This is a genomic window from Caenimonas soli, from assembly GCF_013155545.1.
GTDB classification, from domain to species: Bacteria; Pseudomonadota; Gammaproteobacteria; order Burkholderiales; family Burkholderiaceae_C; genus Ramlibacter; species Ramlibacter soli.
Genome location: NZ_JABJVV010000003.1, coordinates 53,170 through 70,426, shown reverse-complemented (window position 1 = coordinate 70,426; position 17,257 = coordinate 53,170). Strand labels below are relative to the sequence as shown.

The 17,257-nt window shown below is 65.9% G+C and carries 17 protein-coding genes; 10 read left to right on the top strand and 7 right to left on the bottom strand.

The genetic code is table 11. From position 1 onward, the window contains the following. Nucleotides 1-73 precede the first annotated feature (73 nt). The 3 genes from HNE04_RS28265 (at nucleotide 74) to HNE04_RS05460 (ending at nucleotide 3,920) form a co-directional block, all read left to right on the top strand. A complete protein-coding gene (locus HNE04_RS28265) occupies nucleotides 74-571 on the top strand; it encodes a pilin (RefSeq protein ID WP_172217512.1) in 498 nt (165 codons plus the stop codon). 202 nt (nucleotides 572-773) lie between these two features. Beyond that, nucleotides 774-2,423 (top strand): PglL family O-oligosaccharyltransferase, encoded by a 1,650-nt coding sequence (locus HNE04_RS05465; protein WP_172217511.1) that lies wholly within the window; start codon nucleotides 774-776, stop codon nucleotides 2,421-2,423. Nucleotides 2,424-2,603: 180 nt separating this feature from the next. Continuing rightward, entirely contained in the window at nucleotides 2,604-3,920 is a 1,317-nt protein-coding gene (locus HNE04_RS05460; protein WP_328700264.1) for a PglL family O-oligosaccharyltransferase, read from the top strand. 4 nt (nucleotides 3,921-3,924) lie between these two features. Here the strand turns inward: HNE04_RS05460 and moaC are convergent, their stop codons facing one another. After that, nucleotides 3,925-4,416, bottom strand: a complete 492-nt coding sequence (moaC, locus tag HNE04_RS05455) for a cyclic pyranopterin monophosphate synthase MoaC (RefSeq protein WP_172217509.1) — start codon at nucleotides 4,414-4,416, stop codon at nucleotides 3,925-3,927. Nucleotides 4,417-4,491: 75 nt separating this feature from the next. Here moaC and tfpZ point away from each other — a divergent pair, with 75 nt between their 5' ends. Next, a complete protein-coding gene (gene tfpZ, locus HNE04_RS05450) occupies nucleotides 4,492-5,250 on the top strand; it encodes a TfpX/TfpZ family type IV pilin accessory protein (protein ID WP_172217508.1) in 759 nt (252 codons plus the stop codon). Next, nucleotides 5,250-6,782, top strand: a complete 1,533-nt coding sequence (locus HNE04_RS05445; RefSeq protein ID WP_407926589.1) for a M48 family metalloprotease — start codon at nucleotides 5,250-5,252, stop codon at nucleotides 6,780-6,782. Before tfpZ ends, HNE04_RS05445 begins: the two co-directional genes overlap by 1 nt. Here the strand turns inward: HNE04_RS05445 and HNE04_RS05440 are convergent. Beyond that, a complete protein-coding gene (locus tag HNE04_RS05440) occupies nucleotides 6,750-7,106 on the bottom strand; it encodes a phage holin family protein (RefSeq protein ID WP_235964815.1) in 357 nt (118 codons plus the stop codon). The two genes, HNE04_RS05445 and HNE04_RS05440, sit on opposite strands and share 33 nt — an antisense overlap. Nucleotides 7,107-7,199: 93 nt before the next feature. On the opposite strand from HNE04_RS05440, the gene HNE04_RS05435 reads away from it, so the two are divergent. Continuing rightward, complete coding sequence (locus tag HNE04_RS05435) at nucleotides 7,200-7,643, top strand: DUF3717 domain-containing protein (RefSeq protein WP_172217506.1); 444 nt, start codon at nucleotides 7,200-7,202, stop codon at nucleotides 7,641-7,643. Beyond that, nucleotides 7,643-7,945 carry a putative signal transducing protein gene (locus HNE04_RS05430; RefSeq protein ID WP_172217505.1) on the top strand — a complete coding sequence of 101 codons (303 nt, stop codon included), beginning with the start codon at nucleotides 7,643-7,645 and terminating at the stop codon, nucleotides 7,943-7,945. The genes HNE04_RS05435 and HNE04_RS05430 overlap by 1 nt, the downstream gene beginning before the upstream one ends. A 22-nt stretch (nucleotides 7,946-7,967) precedes the next feature. On the opposite strand, the gene HNE04_RS05425 is transcribed toward HNE04_RS05430, so the two are convergent. Together HNE04_RS05425 and purB are read right to left on the bottom strand one after the other, a co-directional pair. After that, nucleotides 7,968-8,528 (bottom strand): YaeQ family protein, encoded by a 561-nt coding sequence (locus HNE04_RS05425; RefSeq protein ID WP_172217504.1) that lies wholly within the window; start codon nucleotides 8,526-8,528, stop codon nucleotides 7,968-7,970. 1 nt (nucleotide 8,529) lies between these two features. Next, nucleotides 8,530-9,909, bottom strand: coding sequence for an adenylosuccinate lyase (gene purB / locus HNE04_RS05420; protein ID WP_172217503.1), 1,380 nt, complete (start codon nucleotides 9,907-9,909; stop codon nucleotides 8,530-8,532). A gap of 172 nt (nucleotides 9,910-10,081) precedes the next feature. Here purB and HNE04_RS05415 point away from each other — a divergent pair, with 172 nt between their 5' ends. The 3 genes from HNE04_RS05415 to HNE04_RS05405 all read left to right on the top strand — a co-directional run bounded on the left by HNE04_RS05415 (nucleotide 10,082) and on the right by HNE04_RS05405 (nucleotide 12,416). Continuing rightward, nucleotides 10,082-10,696 (top strand): glutathione S-transferase N-terminal domain-containing protein, encoded by a 615-nt coding sequence (locus tag HNE04_RS05415; RefSeq protein ID WP_172217502.1) that lies wholly within the window; start codon nucleotides 10,082-10,084, stop codon nucleotides 10,694-10,696. Between the two features lie 368 nt (nucleotides 10,697-11,064). Further along, nucleotides 11,065-11,937 carry a ferritin family protein gene (locus HNE04_RS05410; protein WP_172217501.1) on the top strand — a complete coding sequence of 291 codons (873 nt, stop codon included), beginning with the start codon at nucleotides 11,065-11,067 and terminating at the stop codon, nucleotides 11,935-11,937. Beyond that, nucleotides 11,934-12,416, top strand: a complete 483-nt coding sequence (locus HNE04_RS05405; protein WP_172217500.1) for an adenylyltransferase/cytidyltransferase family protein — start codon at nucleotides 11,934-11,936, stop codon at nucleotides 12,414-12,416. Before HNE04_RS05410 ends, HNE04_RS05405 begins: the two co-directional genes overlap by 4 nt. Here the strand turns inward: HNE04_RS05405 and HNE04_RS05400 are convergent. The 3 genes from HNE04_RS05400 to HNE04_RS05390 are packed head-to-tail and all read right to left on the bottom strand — an operon-like array spanning nucleotide 12,371 to nucleotide 17,244. Beyond that, the gene (locus HNE04_RS05400; RefSeq protein WP_172217499.1) at nucleotides 12,371-12,988 is read right to left on the bottom strand and encodes a rhomboid family protein; all 618 of its coding nucleotides are present in this window, start codon (nucleotides 12,986-12,988) and stop codon (nucleotides 12,371-12,373) included. The genes HNE04_RS05405 and HNE04_RS05400 overlap by 46 nt on opposite strands. Continuing rightward, nucleotides 12,985-16,077, bottom strand: coding sequence for an efflux RND transporter permease subunit (locus HNE04_RS05395; RefSeq protein ID WP_172217781.1), 3,093 nt, complete (start codon nucleotides 16,075-16,077; stop codon nucleotides 12,985-12,987). Before HNE04_RS05395 ends, HNE04_RS05400 begins: the two co-directional genes overlap by 4 nt. Before the next feature lie 18 nt (nucleotides 16,078-16,095). Further along, on the bottom strand, nucleotides 16,096-17,244 hold the full coding sequence (locus tag HNE04_RS05390; RefSeq protein WP_172217498.1) for an efflux RND transporter periplasmic adaptor subunit: 1,149 nt from the start codon (nucleotides 17,242-17,244) through the stop codon (nucleotides 16,096-16,098). Between the last annotated feature and the right edge of the window lie 13 nt (nucleotides 17,245-17,257).

Below are 17,257 nucleotides of genomic sequence, written 5' to 3'. Positions count from 1 at the left end.
GAAGCGCAAAGAGCCCTGGCACAGCAGTTGCGTTACAGCTGAGCTTCTTTCCTAATTAACTCCCGGAGGTTCCATGAAGCTGCAAACTATCAAGCGCCAAGTGCAAAAGGGTTTCACCCTGATCGAATTGATGATCGTGGTTGCGATCATCGGTATTCTGGCCGCCGTTGCGCTGCCCGCTTATCAAGACTACACGGTGCGCGCTCGCGTGTCCGAAGTCGTCCTGGCGGCGTCGACCTGCCGCACGGCCATCACGGATGCGTATACCAACGCGACCACTGCGAACATCGCCTCAATTCTGCCCGGCACCTGCACGATCACGCCGACCAAGATGGTCGCTTCCGGCGGTTCCGACGCCAACGGCGTGATCACCATCACGGGCAGCGAAGGCGCCCTGGGCGGCAGCATCACTTCCAGCGCCCGCGCCATTTCGCTGAAGCCCTACATCGGCGCTGCTGCTGCGGACGGTACCGCCGACGGCCAGAAGACCATCACCGAATGGAAGTGCGGCCCCGCGGCTACCGAGCCGATGCCCGCCAAGTACCTGCCGGGTTCGTGCAAGACGACCTGATCACGATCCGTTTGTGACAAGGGCCCGGTTTGCCGGGCCCTTTTTGTTTTTTTCTCACCCCGGTCCTCGGATGACGCTTCTTAACTTCAAAGACAAGTCCCTTGCCCCGGTGTGGTGTGCCTTTGCCACCCTGCTGATAGCCACAGCCTGGCTTTTGCCCAACCATACCCAGCCCTGGCTCCAATTTCATTCGGATGCCTGGATGGCTGCCGTGCTGGCAGTCATAGGCTGCGTAGTGCTGCTGAACACCGGCAAGCTCGCGATAACCGGCCTGGATCTGCTGGTTGCACTGGCCGCGGTGCTGCCGTTCGCCCATTTCCATCTGGGCCTCCTGCCCTTTGCCGGCCAAGCCTGGCTGTCAACCGCCTACCTTCTTGGTTTCCTGATCGCCCTGGTCGTCGGCCGGCAATGGCAGGCCTGGCGGCCGATCCGGATGGGCAACATTCTTTTTGGCGCTTTCCTTGCCGCATCGCTGGTGTCCGTGGGACTTCAGATCTATCAATGGCTCGGGATGACCAGCGAGGCCGACTTCTTCGACATCTGGGTTTTCGGGCTCGCCCAAAGCCGGCCTTACGCCAACCTGGGCCAACCCAACCAGTTGGCAACCCTGCTGCTGTGGGGATTACTGGCTTGCGGCTGGAGCGCCTACCAGCGCCATGTCAGGCCCGCGTTCGCCTTCGCCGTCGCCGCTTTTCTCGTGCTCGGTCTGGCCTTCACGCAGTCGCGCACGGGATTTCTTGGCCTGTGCGCCATCGTGGCCGCCGCGTGGTGGTGGCGGGCCCTTTTGCCGCAGCGCCAAGCCGCTGTTTACGTATCGGCCTTGATCCCAATTTATTTCTTGCTGCTGCTGGCGATTCACTGGGCCAGCATAGCTTTGCTCCTGGCGGACCCCACATCGATTGCCACGCGGACCATGGGCGAAATGCGGCCTGCCGTTTGGGGGATGCTGCTCGATGCTGCTGCGCAGCGACCCTGGCTCGGCTATGGCTGGAACGAGGTACTCTCCGCACATCTGGCCGTCGCGGAAAACCACCCGGATTTTCCGGTCCTGTTTGCCCATGCGCACAATCTTCCGCTGGACCTCATCATCTGGTCGGGCTTTCCGGCCGGCTTGGCTGTCACCGCGGCTCTGCTGGCCTGGGCTTGGACGGCGCAACGGCGCATTCGCGAGCCGGCCCAGGTACTGCTGTTCCTGGTATTGGTCGTCGTGATGCTGCACGCCATGCTCGAGCTTCCCCTGCAATACGGCTACTTCCTCTTGCCGGCGGGACTTGTCGCCGGCGCGCTATCTGCGGAGTTGAAGATCTGGCATCTCGGCGCCGCGAGCCGTGGCGCGCGCCATGCGGCGTTGGTGCTATTGGGTGCCGTGACGCTGCTTCTGGCGCTGATCATCTACGATTACTTCGAGGCCGAGGCTTCCACTGTGGATGTGCGCATGAAGCTGGCGCGGATCTGGAGTCCCGTTCCCCCGACTCCACCGGATGTGATCGTCTTGACGCAACTTCGGTCGATGCTCGCGTTCGGATTGACGGAGCCCGCCGCGGGCCAGTCAGCGCAAGCGCTGGAGCAGGCCCGCGACGTCACCGCCCATTGGATCACCTACCCCAATATGTCGAGGCTCATTCGCCTGCTTGCATTGAACGGCCACACCGCTGAGGCTCGCTGCTGGATGTCCAAGGCAATGATCGTGCTGCCGACGGAAGGTCGCCGGCGGCTGATCTCGGAAATGCAGACTTTCCGGAAGCAACAGCCCCAACTGGCGAACATTCGCTGGCCCACGACGGTGGAAAACAGCGCATGCGCCGATCTGAGGCAAGCCAGGTTGGGCCCATGGCCGCAGCTGGGCAAATAGGGGCTTCCTGTGCTTCTTCGCCAACCCGGGTTTGCGCTGCTCGCAGCCGTCGCGATCGCGCTCCCGGCTCTTAATCCTTTCGTCCCGGGGCCCAGCACCCAGACCGCGCCGTTACTGGTGAGCTGGCTGTGCTGTGCCGTCCTTATCGCCTGCTTTCAACCGGGGTGGGTCAAGCCCGCTGTGCTGGGCTGGCTCGGCGCCGCTCTCCTCAGCAGCGTGATCGGCCTGTGCCAATACTTTGGCTTGGCCCACTATTTCAGCCCCTGGATGAGTGTGGCGGAACCGGGCGAGGCTTTCGCGAACTTACGCCAGCGCAATCACTTCGCCAGCCTGACCAATATCGGCGTGGCAGCCCTGCTGTGGTGGCTGCGAGATCGCTGGATGCGTGGGGTCTCGGGAAAGTACACGCTCGCGGCGTCCTATCTCGGCCTGGTCCTCTTGGTGGCCGGCAACGCCGCCTCGATCTCTCGCGTTGGATTCATCCAGCTCCTGCTGTTGGTGGTGTTGGCGGGCGCCTGGAAAGGGCCTCACCAGCTCCGGCTTTTCAAGACGGCTTTGTTCGGCCTCGTGGCGTACGTGCTGGCCGCCGTCGTGCTGCCCATCTTGCTAGAGCGCTTCCTTGGTATCGCCGCAGGGAACGCGTTCTCCCGCATGGCGCAGCAGGAGGGATGCTGGAGCCGGCGAGCCCTCTGGAGCAACGTGCTGCACCTCATCGCTCAAAAACCCTGGCTGGGTTGGGGGTGGGGGGAATTGGACTACGCGCACTACGCCACGCTTTATCCGGGGGAGCGCTTTTGCGCACTTCTGGACAACGCGCACAACCTGCCCTTGCACCTGGCCGTCGAACTGGGAATCCCTCTTGCGGCCATCATCTGCGGCGGTCTCTTCTGGGCAGCCGTGGCCGCGGCGCCGTGGCGGGCCACGCAACCGGAACATCAACTCGCCTGGATGATCCTGGTCGTCATCCTGCTGCACAGCATGGTCGAGTACCCCCTGTGGTATGGCCCGTTCCAGATCGCGGCGGGGCTTGCGGTGTTGTTCCTGTTGCCGCTTAGGAGCGATTCGGCCATACGGGCCGCAATGGCCGTTCGGCTGCCCGCCGCCGCCCTGGTCGCCGCCTGCGTGCTTTACGCCTTGTGGGACTACTCCCGCGTGGGCCAGATCTATCGTCCCTACGAGGAGCGCAGCGCCTACTATCGCGACGACACCCTCGCGAAATTGCAAGGTTCATGGCTTTTCCGCAGCCAGGTGCTGTTTGCCGAGCTGAGCGTCACGCCGCTGACTCCAGCGAATGCTCCGCATATGGTCAATCTCGCGCGCGACCTGCTGCATTTTTCGCCCGAACAGCGCGTCATCGAAGTGTTGATCGAGGCTTTGACGATGACGCAGAAATACGAAGAAGCGCTATGGCACGCCGCACGGTACCGCGCCGCGTATCCGAGCGATTTCGCCGCCTGGACCGAAAAAAATCGCCTGCCGCTGAAACTGTCCCCGTGACGCCTCAGGGCGCAACGTAGCTGCCGCTGCGGCCTCCATGCTTCTCGAGCAGGCTCACTGCGGTGATGACCATGCCGCGGTCCACGGCCTTGCACATGTCGTAGATGGTCAGCAGGCCGACCTGCACTGCGGTGAGGGCCTCCATCTCCACACCCGTCGGTCCTACCGTTTCCACGCGGGCGGTGCAGCTGACGAAACAAGACGGGGAGTCCTGGCCGGCAGCGTGGGTTTCGAAGTCAATGACAATCCGGGTGATGGGAAGCGGGTGGCACAGGGGAATCAGGTCGCTCGTTTTCTTGGCCCCCTGAATTGCCGCAATCCTCGCGATCCCCAGCACATCACCCTTGCTGGCCGTGCCGCTTGCGATCAAGGCCAGGGTGGATGGTTGCATCTCGATACGGCCGCGCGCGATCGCGATCCGGTGGGTCGGCTTCTTGCCGGCTACATCCACCATGTGAGCTTGACCTTGTGGATCGAAATGGGTGAGTAGACTCATGGCTCGAAAAAAATAGAATCAGGGCCGTCACAAAGCCGAGGGCAGCCGATGTTAACCATGGAGCATCATACGAGCATGATCAACTGGACGGAACGAGCACGGGCGGCGGGGATTCACTTCGGCCTGAGTGCCCTGATCGCGGGCGCGGCGGGGCTCTTGGTTTTTGGATTGTGGTACCCCTATCCCTACCGGGAGATTTCGGGCGGGCGCGAACTCTTTCTCCTGGTGGTGAGCGTGGACGTGATCCTCGGGCCGCTCATCACCCTGGCCATCTTCGACCGGCGCAAGCCGTGGCGCGAACTGCGGATGGATCTCGCCATGGTGGTGGCCATCCAGCTCGCGGCGCTGGGCTACGGGATGTGGACGGTGTCCGTTGCCCGGCCCGTACACCTGGTGTTCGAGTTCGACCGGTTCCGCGTGGTTCATGCCATCGACGTGGACGAAGGATTGCTCGCCAAGAAGCCGGCGAACGTCCAGGCCATGCCGCTGGCCGGCCCGACGCTTCTGGCGGTACGGCCATTCAAGAACGCCGCGGAACACGCCGAGGCCACGATGGCGGCGCTCGGGGGCGTCGAGCTCGCGGCTCGCCCTGACTTGTGGCAACCCTACCCGAGCGCGAAAGCGGAAGTGCTGAAGGCCGCCAAGCCGGTGAGCCAGCTCAAGACGCGGTTCCCCGCGCAGGCCGCGAGCGTGGATGCGGTACTGCAAAAGGCCGGGCGCAAGGCGGAGGCCATGGCGTACTTGCCGCTGGTTGGGCGCAAGGACTTCTGGACTGCCTTCGTCGATCCCGCCACCGCCGACGTGGTAGCGTTCATGCACCTGGATTCGTTCTGATGAAGTATTCGCCGCCGCATCGCAAACTTCCAGCGCGCTTACGGCGTGCCGCGGCGGCAGTGCTTTGCCTGGCGATGGCGGCGGGCGCCGTGGCGCCCAGCCAAGCTCAACTTCCCACCCTCGGCGACACCAGCGAAATGAACGCGGGCACCGAGCGCAAGCTGGGCGAACGCATCGCGCGCGAGCTGTACCGCGATCCGGACTACATCGACGATCCCGTCCTGGACGAATACGTGCAGGACATCTGGCAGCGGCTGCTGGCCGCCGCCCGCACGCGCGGTGAACTCACGGCGGAACTCGACCAGCGCTTCGCCTGGCAGGTGCTGCTGGGCAAGGATCGCAGCATCAATGCCTTTGCCCTGCCGGGCGGCTGGCTGGGCCTGCACCTGGGCCTGATCAATGCGACGGCCACGCGCGACGAATTGGCTTCGGTGCTGGCGCACGAACTCAGCCACGTGACCCAGCGCCATATCTCGCGCCTGATGACCCAGCAAAGCCGCCAGACGCCCTGGGTCATAGGCGCCATGATCCTGGGCGCCCTGGCCGCCAGCAAGAGCCCGGACGCCGGCAACGCGGTCGTCGTGGGCGGGCAGGCCCTGGCCATGCAGAACCAGCTCAATTTCTCGCGCGACATGGAGCGCGAGGCCGATCGGATCGGTTTTGGCGTGATGACCCAGGCCGGCTTCGAGGCCCAGGGCTTCGTCAGCATGTTCGACAAGCTGCAGCAGGCCGCGCGGCTGAACGACAACGGCAACTTCCCCTACCTGCGCACCCATCCGATGAACACCGAGCGCATCGCCGACATGCAGGCGCGCCAGCAGCTGGCGGCGCGTCCCGGGGCGGCAGCCGCGCCGGATCTCGTGCACGCCATGATGGCGGGGCGTGCTCGGGTCCTGTCCAATCCCGGGGTCGATGCGCTGCGCGGCTACGTCACGGAAGCGCAGGCCGTGCAGGCCGGCACGGGCCGGGCGCGCCAGGCCGGCGCCCTGTACGCCGCGGCGCTGGCAAGCGCCAAGCTGCGCGATGCCGCGGGGGCGAGCAAGTTCGCGAGCAGGCTCGCCGATCTGGCCGCGGGCGATGCGAAGGCGGCGCGCTTGTCGGCATTGCTCGCCGCCGAACTCACGTTGGCGGCCGGCGATACGGCGCGCGCAGCCGCCCTGGCCGACACGTCCTCGACGGCACGTCCCGAGTTGATCCTGTCGTCGCAGGCGCGTACCGCCAGCGGCCGGGCTGCGGATGCGGCGCAGCGCTTGCAGACATGGGTGGCGCTCCATCCGCGCGATGCCCAGGCCTGGCAGCTGCTGGCGGCGGCCTACACGGCGCAAGGTCAGGCGCTGCGGGCCATCCGCGCCGAAGCCGAGGCGCAGGTGGCGCATCTGGACTACCAGGCGGCCATGGACCGGTTCAAGGCGGCGCAGGATTTGGCGCGCAAGGCCGGCCCGGGCACCAGCGACCACATCGAAGCATCCATCATCGACACCCGCGCCAGGCAGGTGGAATCACTTCTTCGCGAACAGGCCCTCGAGCGCTGACTCGATCACCAGCCCGATCAGCGAATAGATCAGCGAGCCGACCAGTGCGGCGACGAAGCCGCGCACATGAAAGCCGTCCAGCACGCCGGCCGCGGCCCAGAACATCAAGGCGTTGATGATGAAAAGGAACAGCCCCAGCGTGACCACGGTGACCGGCAGCGTCAGCACCACCAGGATCGGCCGCACCACCGTGTTGAGCAGCCCGATGATGAACGCCGCGATCATCGCCGCCGCGAAACTCTTGACCTCGACACCGCTGTACACGTAGGCGACGAAGAGCAGCGCCGAGGCGCTGAGCAGCCATTTGGCAAGGAGTTTGAGCATGGCCGGCAGCATAGCACCGGCTCAACCGCGGCAGGCCGGCACCGCCCGGCCGGGCCGTACGCGCTATCATGCCCTCCCCTTGCTGCTCCTTACATGGCCGGAATCCACATCACCGACGTCGAAGCCGCCATCAACTTCTGGCGGGAAAAAAAGCCTTCCCCGGACGGAGTGACGCTGGCGCCCGAGTTGCGCGCGCTCGCCGAGGTCTATGCCCTCATGATCTTCTATCACGAGGATGAGGCGGACGAAAAGGGCTTCCCGCCGGCGGCCTATGCGGCCTGGAAAGCCTGGTACGACACCACGCCCGACACGCCGTGCATTGCGATCTGTTCCACCAGCCAGGGCGACGAGATGTGCAAGGGTTGCGGGCGCAGCTTCGAGGAGGTGCAGCGCTGGCCCGAGATGACGCCCGCCGAAAAGCGCCAGACCTGGCGCCGCATCACCTTGCACGGCGACGCCTGGCGCTTCAACAAGTATTCAGAGCGGGCCGTCGAAGGCCCGGCGCCGCAGCCCGCACCCGACGAAAAAAAACGCTGATGCTGCGACTGACCCAGGCGCCCAACATCGCGATCGCCGCGCTCTGGGTCGATGCGCTGCGGCATGCCGGCATCGAAGCCTCCATGCAGCGCTATTTCCTGGGCGCGGCGGCGGGCGAGCTGCCTCCCGACCAGTGCCTGCCGGAAGTCTGGTTGATCCACGACGAGCAGGAAGCCCAGGCCCGAAGCGTGCTGCAGGAGCTGACGAACCTGCCGCAGCGGCGCTGGTTGTGCCTGTGCGGCGAGATGGTCGAAGGCGGCTTTGAGCAATGCTGGAACTGCGCCAGGCCGATGCCACTTTGAAAAGAGCTTGAGCGCCGGGTGCTCACTTCCAGCGCAGCGGCTCGAGGTCCACGGTGCCTGAACCGTCGCTGAGCATCAGCGTTCCTTCCTGCACCGTGGCCTGCAGTTGCATGCTGCGTTGGGCCAGCGCTGCCAGGGCCTGCGAGGCTTGGGTGGGCACGCGAAAAACACTCAGGTTGTTCAGGCGGGTGAGCTTGTTCTCGATGCCGCGCCACCACACTTCGGCCGCATGGTGAAAGCAATACACGCAAACCTGATCGGCCTTGCTGCAGGCCTTGGCGATGGGCTTGTCCTCGGGCTGGCCGACCTCGATCCACAGGCGGGTCTGCCCGGTGAAGTCGCGCAGCGAGACGTCGGGATCGTCCGGGTTCGACAGGCCGGCGCCGAAGGCCAGCGTGGCATCGCCGCCGCAGTCGGTCTGCACCCGGTGCGCGTTGAAGGCCAGCGCGGCCAGCCGGATCATCATCCGCTCGTCGGTCTCGCTGGGATGGCGGGCCAGCGTCAACGTGTGATCCGCGTAGTACGCGTGGTCGATATCGGCGATCGAGAGGTTCGCCTTGAAGATCGTGGATTTGAGTGCCAAGTCAGGCTCGCTTCGCGAGCTCGGCGGCCTTGCCGATATAGGACGCTGGCGTCATGGCCAGCAGCCTGTCTTTTTCGGCCTGCGGGATTTCCAGCGAGCGGATCAGGCGATGCAGGTCTTCCGCGCGCACGGTCTTGCCGCGCGTCACTTCCTTGAGCTTCTCGTAGGCGCCTTGCACGCCGAAACGGCGCATCACGGTCTGGATAGGCTCGGCCAGCACTTCCCATGCGCCATCGAGGTCGGCGGCCAGGGCCTCCTCGTTGAGCTCGAGCTTGGCCAGGCCGATGCCCATCGAGTGGTAGGCCAATGCGGCGTAGCCCAGCGCCACGCCCATATTGCGCAAAACGGTGGAATCGGTGAGGTCACGCTGCCAGCGCGAGATCGGCAGCTTCTCCGAGAGATGGCGCAACAGCGCGTTGGCCAGCCCCAGGTTGCCCTCGGCGTTCTCGAAATCGATCGGGTTGACCTTGTGCGGCATGGTCGACGAGCCGATCTCGCCTTCGCGCAGGCGCTGCTTGAAGTAGCCCAGGCTGATGTAGCCCCACATGTCGCGTGACCAGTCGGTGAGGATGGTGTTGGCGCGGGCGACGGCATCGAAAAGCTCGGCCATGTAGTCGTGGGGCTCGATCTGGATGCTGTACGGCTGGAATACCAGGCCCAGGCCCAGCGGTTCGGGCGTTTCCACGACCTTGCGGCTGAAAGCCTCCCAGTCGAAATCGGGCCAGGCCGACAGATGGGCGTTGTAGTTGCCCACGGCGCCATTCATCTTGCCCATTAGCGGGACGCCGGCGACCTTCTCGCGCGCCGCCGCCAGCCGCACCACCACGTTGGCGACTTCCTTGCCGACCGTGGTCGGGCTGGCGGTCTGTCCGTGCGTACGGCTGAGCATGGGGACTTGGGCGTAGGCGTGGGCCATCTGGCGCAGCTTGGCGATCAAGGCGTCCAGGGCCGGCAAGATCACCTGGTCGCGCCCGCCCTTGAGCTGGAGCGCGTGGCTGGTGTTGTTGATGTCCTCGCTGGTGCAGGCGAAATGCACGAACTCGCTGGCGGCCTTCAGCTCGGGCCGGGCCTCGAATTTCGACTTGACCCAGTACTCCACGGCCTTCACGTCGTGGTTGGTGGTCTTCTCGATCTCCTTGATGGCCATGGCGTCGGCTTCGGAGAAATTCTTCACCAGCCCCAAAAGATAGGTGCGGGCACCGGGGCTGAGCGGCTTGAACTCGGAAAAACCGGCGTCGCTCAAGGCGATGAACCAGCAGATCTCGACCTGCACGCGCTTGTGCATATAGCCTTGCTCACTCATGAGCGGGCGCAGCGGCGCCAGGCGGGCCGCGTAACGGCCGTCCAGCGGCGACAACGCGGAAATCGTGGAAGGGGTCATCCTACAATTGTAGGCGGGGGCTGTGCGCCGTCCTGGTGCGCGGCGCTGTCGTGCACTTGCGACAAAACCTGCCGGTTTCGCGGGCGGCTCCCGGCAGAGCGAAGCGGGCAACAGGCGCTGGCTAAAATGAAAGCCACGCGATAACTCGAACATCCCCGAAGAGAGCCACCCCATGAAACTGATCGGATCCACCGCCAGCCCCTACGTGCGCAAGGTGCGCATCGTCATGGCCGAAAAAAAGTTGGACTACCAGTTCGTGACCGAGGATGTGTGGTCGCCCGAAAGCACCATCGCCCAATCCAATCCGCTGGGCAAGGTGCCCTGCCTGGTCATGGAAGGCGGTGAAGCCCTGTTCGATTCACGCGTCATCGTCGAATACCTGGATACCCTGTCTCCGGTGGGCAAGCTGATTCCGGCGATGGGCCGTGAACGCGCCGAGGTCAAGACCTGGGAAGCGCTGGCCGATGGGGTGCTGGATGCTTCCATCCTGGCCCGCTTGGAAGCAAACTGGTCCGGACGCAACAAAGCGCAACGCAGCCAGGCCTGGATTGACCGCCAGCTGTCCAAAGTGCATGCCAGCCTCAAGGCCATGAGCCAGGGCCTGGGCGAAAAGCCCTTTTGCGCCGGCATCTACCTCAGCCTGGCCGACATCGCCGTGGGCTGCGCATTGGGTTACGTGGACTTCCGCTTCGGCGAGATCGATTGGCGCGGCAGCTACCCCAACCTCGCGAAACTGCATGAAAAGCTCTCGCAGCGCCAGAGCTTCGCCGACACCAAACCTGCGTAAGTCCTGGCCGCACGTAACAACGTGCAGTGCGGCCCCATGAATAAAGATGCTGCGAAGCGCCCCGAAACGAAGGAGGGAGGGAGGGAGGAGGAGAAGAGTCGCTCCAGGATTGCATCCGGGCTCAACTACTCCCGGAAGGCTTCGCAGCAATAACCAAATTCTTCAGGCTTGGGATGCCCCGCCTTGTGCCAGATAGAGTGGGGGCGCAGGCGCCCGGTTCCAGCCCTGTGGGCCGTTGCGAGGTAAATTTTTGTGAACCGCGCCTGCCCCGTATTTGATGTTTTGTTTTGCACAAAAGGGCAACGAGGCCGGTTTGTCAAGGCTTTTTCACGCAGCCGCGTAAAATGGGGCGACCAAGAAAGCCCCAAATGCTCTACCCCGAACTGTTCAAACAACTCGAATCCGTCCGTTGGGACATGGACAAGGACATTCCCTGGGCCTCATTTGACGCGTCAAAACTGTCGGACGAGCAGGCCCAGACGATCAAGATGAACGCCATCACCGAGTGGTCGGCCTTGCCCGCCACCGAGATGTTTCTGCGTGATAACAAGGACGACAGCGATTTCTCGGCCTTCATGTCGATCTGGTTCTTCGAGGAGCAGAAGCACTCACTGGTGCTCATGGAATACCTCAAGCGCTTCCGTCCGGAACTCGCCCCCACCGAAAAAGAACTGCACGAAGTGCGCTTCGAGTTCGAGCCGGCCCCGGCCCTGGAAACCCTGATGCTGCATTTTTGCGGCGAGATCCGCCTGAACCACTGGTACCGCCGGGCCAGCGAGTGGCACACCGAACCCGTCATCAAGCATATCTACACCACGCTGTCGCAAGACGAGGCCCGCCATGGCGGCGCCTACCTGCGTTACATGAAGCGTGCCATCAACAATTTCGGCAACGAAGCCAAGGCCGCATTCACGAAGGTCGGCGTGCTGATGGCCAGCGCCCGGCGCACGGCCCAGGCCCTGCACCCCACCAACCTGCACGTCAACAAGAACCTGTTCCCGCGCGACACCATCCAGTCGCGCCTGCCCAACCCCGAGTGGCTCGAGCACTGGCTGGACAAGCAGATCAACTTCGACGCCGTGTGGGAAAACAAGGTGATCGATCGCATCCTGCACAACATGAGCCTGCTGATGGACCGCAGCTTCAAGAGCGTGCAGGAACTCAACCGCTACCGCAAGGAAGTGGCGGCGGTGCTGGCCCAGAGCGGCAACCAGGCCGGTCCGGCGCCCAAGGCGGCGTGACACCCCGGTTTCTCGAGAAGATCGCTGCGCGCGCTGACGCCGCGCAGCGGGTCGCCGCGCTGCCGCAGCCCGTGGTCTTCACCAACGGCGTGTTCGACGTCCTGCATCGCGGCCATGCCGTCTATCTGGCACAGGCGCGCGAGCTGGGCGCCAGCCTGGTGGTGGCGCTCAACACCGATGCGTCGGCGAGGCGCCTGGGCAAGGGCCCGGACCGTCCGTTGAACAACGAGCAGGACCGCGCCGTGCTGATGGCGGCCTTGGAAAGCGTCAGCCTGGTCACCTGGTTCGACGAGGACACGCCGCTGGCGCTGATCGATGAACTCAGGCCGGCCGTGCTGTGCAAGGGCGGCGACTACGACATGCGCAAGCTGGCGGAAACGGCGCTGGTCGAGGGCTACGGTGGCAAGGCCCTGGCCATCCCCTTCGTCGAAGGCTATTCGACCACCGAGCTGGTTCGCCGCATCCGCAGCAACGCCTGAAAGCGCTGCGCCAGCGCTCCGCACGCGGCGCCCCACAGCGTTCCCGTCAGGTGCGCCCCGTACACCAGGTTGGCGCCCCAGCTCGGATCGAACGCCACCGGCTGGAACCAGGCCCGCTCCGCCAGCAGTTTCAGTCCCAGCGCGGCGAACAGCAGCGGCGACAGCGCCTTGTACTCCGCCCGGGTGGCCATGTACATGCCCAGCACCGCAGCCGCGGCGTGGATGGGCCCACCCAGGCCGCCATAACTGGCGATTTGCGGCCATGCCAGCAAGCTGACGGCTCCCAGCGGCCAGGCCGCCAGCAGCGCGATCGCCGCCGCCCGCCCGGCGCCCAGCGCCGAGCCGAGCACGGCGAGGGCGGCCACCGCCAGCAGGTTGCCGCCCAGGCTGCCTGCCGACGTATGAACCCAGGCCGAGGTCCAGAGCGTCCAGGGCCGCAGCATCCAGCCCGCCGCGTCCCAGGCCAGCGGATGGGCGGCCAGCGACCGCTCCCCAGCGCCGACCCCCGACACCAACGCCACGGCCGCACTGCCGCCCGCGAGCAGGGCGCAGACGCCCAGCCAGGCTCTCAAGCGGCCTCGCCCTTGGGCTTGGCAGGCATCCCGCGCAGCTTGCGGGCCATGCGCCGGATGAAATGCTCCAGGTCGTCCATGTAGGTGAAAACCACCGGCACCACCAGCAGGCTCAGGACGGTGGAGGTGATGAGCCCGCCGATCACGGCGATCGACATGGGCGAGCGGAAGCTAGGATCGGCGGTGCCGATGCCGACGGCGATGGGCAGCATGCCCGCGCCCATGGCGATCGTCGTCATGATGATGGGGCGGGCGCGCTTGTGGCAGGCATCCAGCAGCGCGTCGAAGCGGCTCAGGCCGTGGTCCCTGCGCGCGACGATGGCGTACTCCACCAGCAGGATGGAGTTCTTGGTCGCGATTCCCATCAGCATGATCAGGCCGATCAGCGAGGGCATGGAGAAACTCTTCTGCGCGATCAGCAAGCCGACGAAGGCGCCACCCAGCGACAGCGGCAGCGCGGCCAGGATGGTGACGGGATGCAGGAAGTCCTTGAACAGCAGCACCAGCACGATGTAGATGCACAGCACGCCGGTGAGCATGGCCAGGCCGAAGCTCGCGAACAGTTCGCCCATCACTTCGGCGTCGCCCACCTCGATCACCTTGACGCCCGGCGGCAGGTTCTTCACCGCCGGCAACTGCTGCACCGCGGCCGCCACGTCGCCCAGCGGCAGGCCCGACAGCTCGATCTCGAAATTGACGTTGCGCGAGCGGTCGTAGCGGTCGATCACGGCCGGCCCGCCGGTCATCTCCAGCGTGGCCACCTGGCCCAGCATCACGGGCCCGCGCGTGCCGGGCACCGCCAGGCGCTCCAGCAGGCTCAGGTCCTTGCGCGCGTCTTGTTCGAGCTTGACCACGATGGGGACCTGCCGCTGCGACAGGTTCAGCTTGGGCAGGGCGATGTCGTAGTCGCCGGCGGTGGCGATGCGCAAGGTCTCGGCAATGGCGGTGCTGGTGACGCCCAGGTCGGCCGCCTTGGCGAAGTCCGGGCGCACCGCGATCTCGGGTCGGATCAGGCTGGCAGTGGATGCGACGCTGCCCAGGCCGGGAATGGTCCGCAGGTCCTTCTCCACGGCCAGTGCCGCCGTTCCCAGGGCCTGCGGATCTTCACCCGTGAGCACCAGGATGTATTTCTCGCCCGAGCCGCCCAGGCCGACCTTGCTGCGCACGCCCGGCAAGGGCTCCAGCGCCGTGCGGATCCTGTTCTCTATCCCCTGCTTGCGCGGCCGGTCGCCCCGGTCGGTCAGCAGGATGGTGAGCGTGGCCTTGCGCGCCTCGGCCGCACCCGAGGGCGCGAACGGATCGGTGCCGGCGCTGCCGCCGCCGATGGTGGTGTAGACGCTTTTCACATGCTCGACCTTGGCGATCATCAGGCGCGCCTGTTCGGCCGTGGCCTTGGTCTGCTCCAGCGTGGCGCCCGGCGGCAGTTCCAGGTACACCTGGGTCTGCGAGTTGTCGTCCGGCGGAATGAAGCCGGTGGGCAGCAGTGGGATCAGCGCCACCGAGCCGAAGAAGAACAGCGCCGACAGGATGAAGGTCGCGAGGCGATGCCGCATGCTCCAGTTGACGCAGCGCATGTAGATCTGCATCCAGCGCGCATCCTTGGCCTCGCCGGTGACGATGGGCTTGAGCATGTAGGCGGCCATCATCGGCGTCAGCACCCGCGCCACCACGAGCGATGCGAACACCGCGAGCGAGGCAGTCCAGCCGAACTGCTTGAAGAACTTGCCGGCGATGCCGCTCATGAAGGCGGTGGGCAGGAACACGGCGATCAGCGTGAAGGTGGTCGCGATCACGGCCAGGCCGATCTCGTCGGCCGCTTCCATCGCGGCCTGGTAGGGCGTCTTGCCCATGCGCAGGTGGCGCACTATGTTTTCCACCTCCACGATGGCGTCGTCGACCAGGATGCCGACCACCAGCGACAACGCCAGCAGCGTGACGACGTTGACCGAGAAGCCCAGCAGGTACATGCCGGTGAAGGCGGGGATCACTGACATCGGCAAGGCGATGGCCGAGACGAAGGTCGCGCGCCAGTCGCGCAGGAACAGCCAGACCACCAGCACCGCCAGGATGGCGCCTTCGTACAGCAGGTGCAGCGAGCCGTGGTATTCCTCTTCCACCGGCGTGACGAAGTCGAAGGCCTGCACCAGCTCGACGTCCGGGCGCTGCGCCTTGAGGTCGGCCAGGGCCTGTTGCACCGCCGCGCCGACGGCGACCTCGCTCTCGCCGCGGCTGCGCGACACCTCGAAACCGACCACCGGCTTGCCGTTGAGCAGGGCGGCGGCGCGCGGCTCGGCCACCGTGTCGCTCACCGTGGCCACCTGGTCCAGCCGGATGCGGCGGCCGTCGGTCAGCGCCAGTTCCAGGGACGCGATCTGCGCCGCCGTCTGGACGGTGGCCAGGGTGCGCACCGGCTGCTCGCTGCCGCCTATGTCGGTTCGGCCGCCCGCGCTCTCGGTCTGCACCTGGCGCAGCTGCCGGGAGATTTCGGCCGCCGTCGCGCCCAGGGCCTGCAGGCGTGCCGGGTCCAGCGCAACCCGGATCTCGCGGGTCACGCCGCCGACCCGATTGACGGCGCCGACGCCGCGCACGGCCAGCAACTTGCGCGAGATGTCGTTGTCGACGAACCAGGACAGGGCCTCTTCGTCCATGCGCGCCGAATACACGGTGAAGGCCAGCACCGGCTGGCTGGCCAGGTCCATCTTGGTGACGATGGGGTCGCGCACGTCGCCGGGCAATTCGCCGCGCACCCGCGAGACGGCCGAGCGGACATCGTCGACGGCCTCCTGCACCGGCTTCTCCAGCCGGAATTCCGCGGTGATGGTGACGGCGCCGTCCTGCACCTTGGTGTAGATGTGCTTGAGGCCCTGCAAGGTGGCGATGGCGTTCTCGATCTTGCGCGCCACGTCGGTTTCCAGCTGGGCCGGCGCCGCGCCCGGCAGCGACGCGCTGACGCTGACCGTCGGCAGGTCGATGTCGGGAAAGTTCTGCACCTTCATGGCGCTGAAGGACAGGAAGCCGGCGAACGTGAGCAGCACGAACAGCATCACGGCCGGGATCGGATTGCGGATCGACCAGGAGGAAACGTTCATCATGTGATGGCGCTCCCGTTAGCGCTTGGCGCCGGACGCGGCCACGGCCGGCGGCGGCTCGACCAGCCTCACCATGTCGCCGTCGTTGAGGAACCCCGCGCCGGCCGCCACCACGCGGGCGTCGGCGGCCAGTCCGCTGACGATCTCCAGCTGGTCCCCCATCAGCCGGCCGGTCTGCACCTTGACCTGGCTCACCCGCGAATCGGGGTTGATGCGATACACGTAGCTGAAACCATCGCGCACCACCACCGCCGCCTGCGGCACCGTGACGGCGGGGGTGGAGCCCAGATCGAACTCGCCACGCGCGAACATCCCGGCACGCGCACTCGCAGCCGTCCCGGGCAAGGGGGCGAGGTCCACGTAAACCAGGGCCGAGCGGGTCTGCGGGTCGACGGTCGGACCTATCATCCGCACCCGCCCCGCCAGCCGCGCGCCGCTGGCGGCCGTGACCTGGGCCGTCGTGCCGGTCGTGATGCGCCCCAGTTCGGCGGAAGTCACCTCGGCGCGCCACTCCAGCCGGCCTTGCCGGATCAGGCGGAACAGCTCGGCGCCATTGCCCACCACGGCACCCACCGTGGCCGTGCGCGCGGAAATGATGCCGCTGTCGGGCGCATACACCTGGGCCTGGGTCAGCCGCACCTGCTGCGCCTGCACCAATGCGCGCGCCGCCTCCACCCGCGCCTGCGCGGTCTTTTCGGCGGTGAGGTACTGGTTGATCTGTGATGCGCTGAGCGCGCCCGTGCCCTGCAAAGTGCGGGCGCGCTGGGCGTTGTTCGCCGCGTCGGCGGCGGCAGCTTCCGCTTCGGCCAGGCTGGCGCGCGACTGCGCCACTTCGGCCCGCAGCGTGTCGCCCCCCAGTGTGGCCAGCACCTGGCCCTTGCGCACGCTATCGCCCACGCCCACGTGCACCTGGGTCAAGCGCAGGCCCGCGGCCTCGGCGCCCACGATGGCTTCCTGCCAGGCCGCGATGTTGCCGTTGGCGGCCAGCTTGACCGGCATGCTGACCTGGCGCGGCGCCACCGCAGTAACGGTGAGCGCGGGCCGCACCAGCGGCTTCTCTTGTTCGGCGGCGCTGGAGCCCATCATCGAATACAGGCCGATCGCGGCGGCAAGGCCCGCCACCGCGATGGCAGTGACCGCGGCCGGTCTGAGATTTATTTTTTTCATGTTTTTGCCTGTC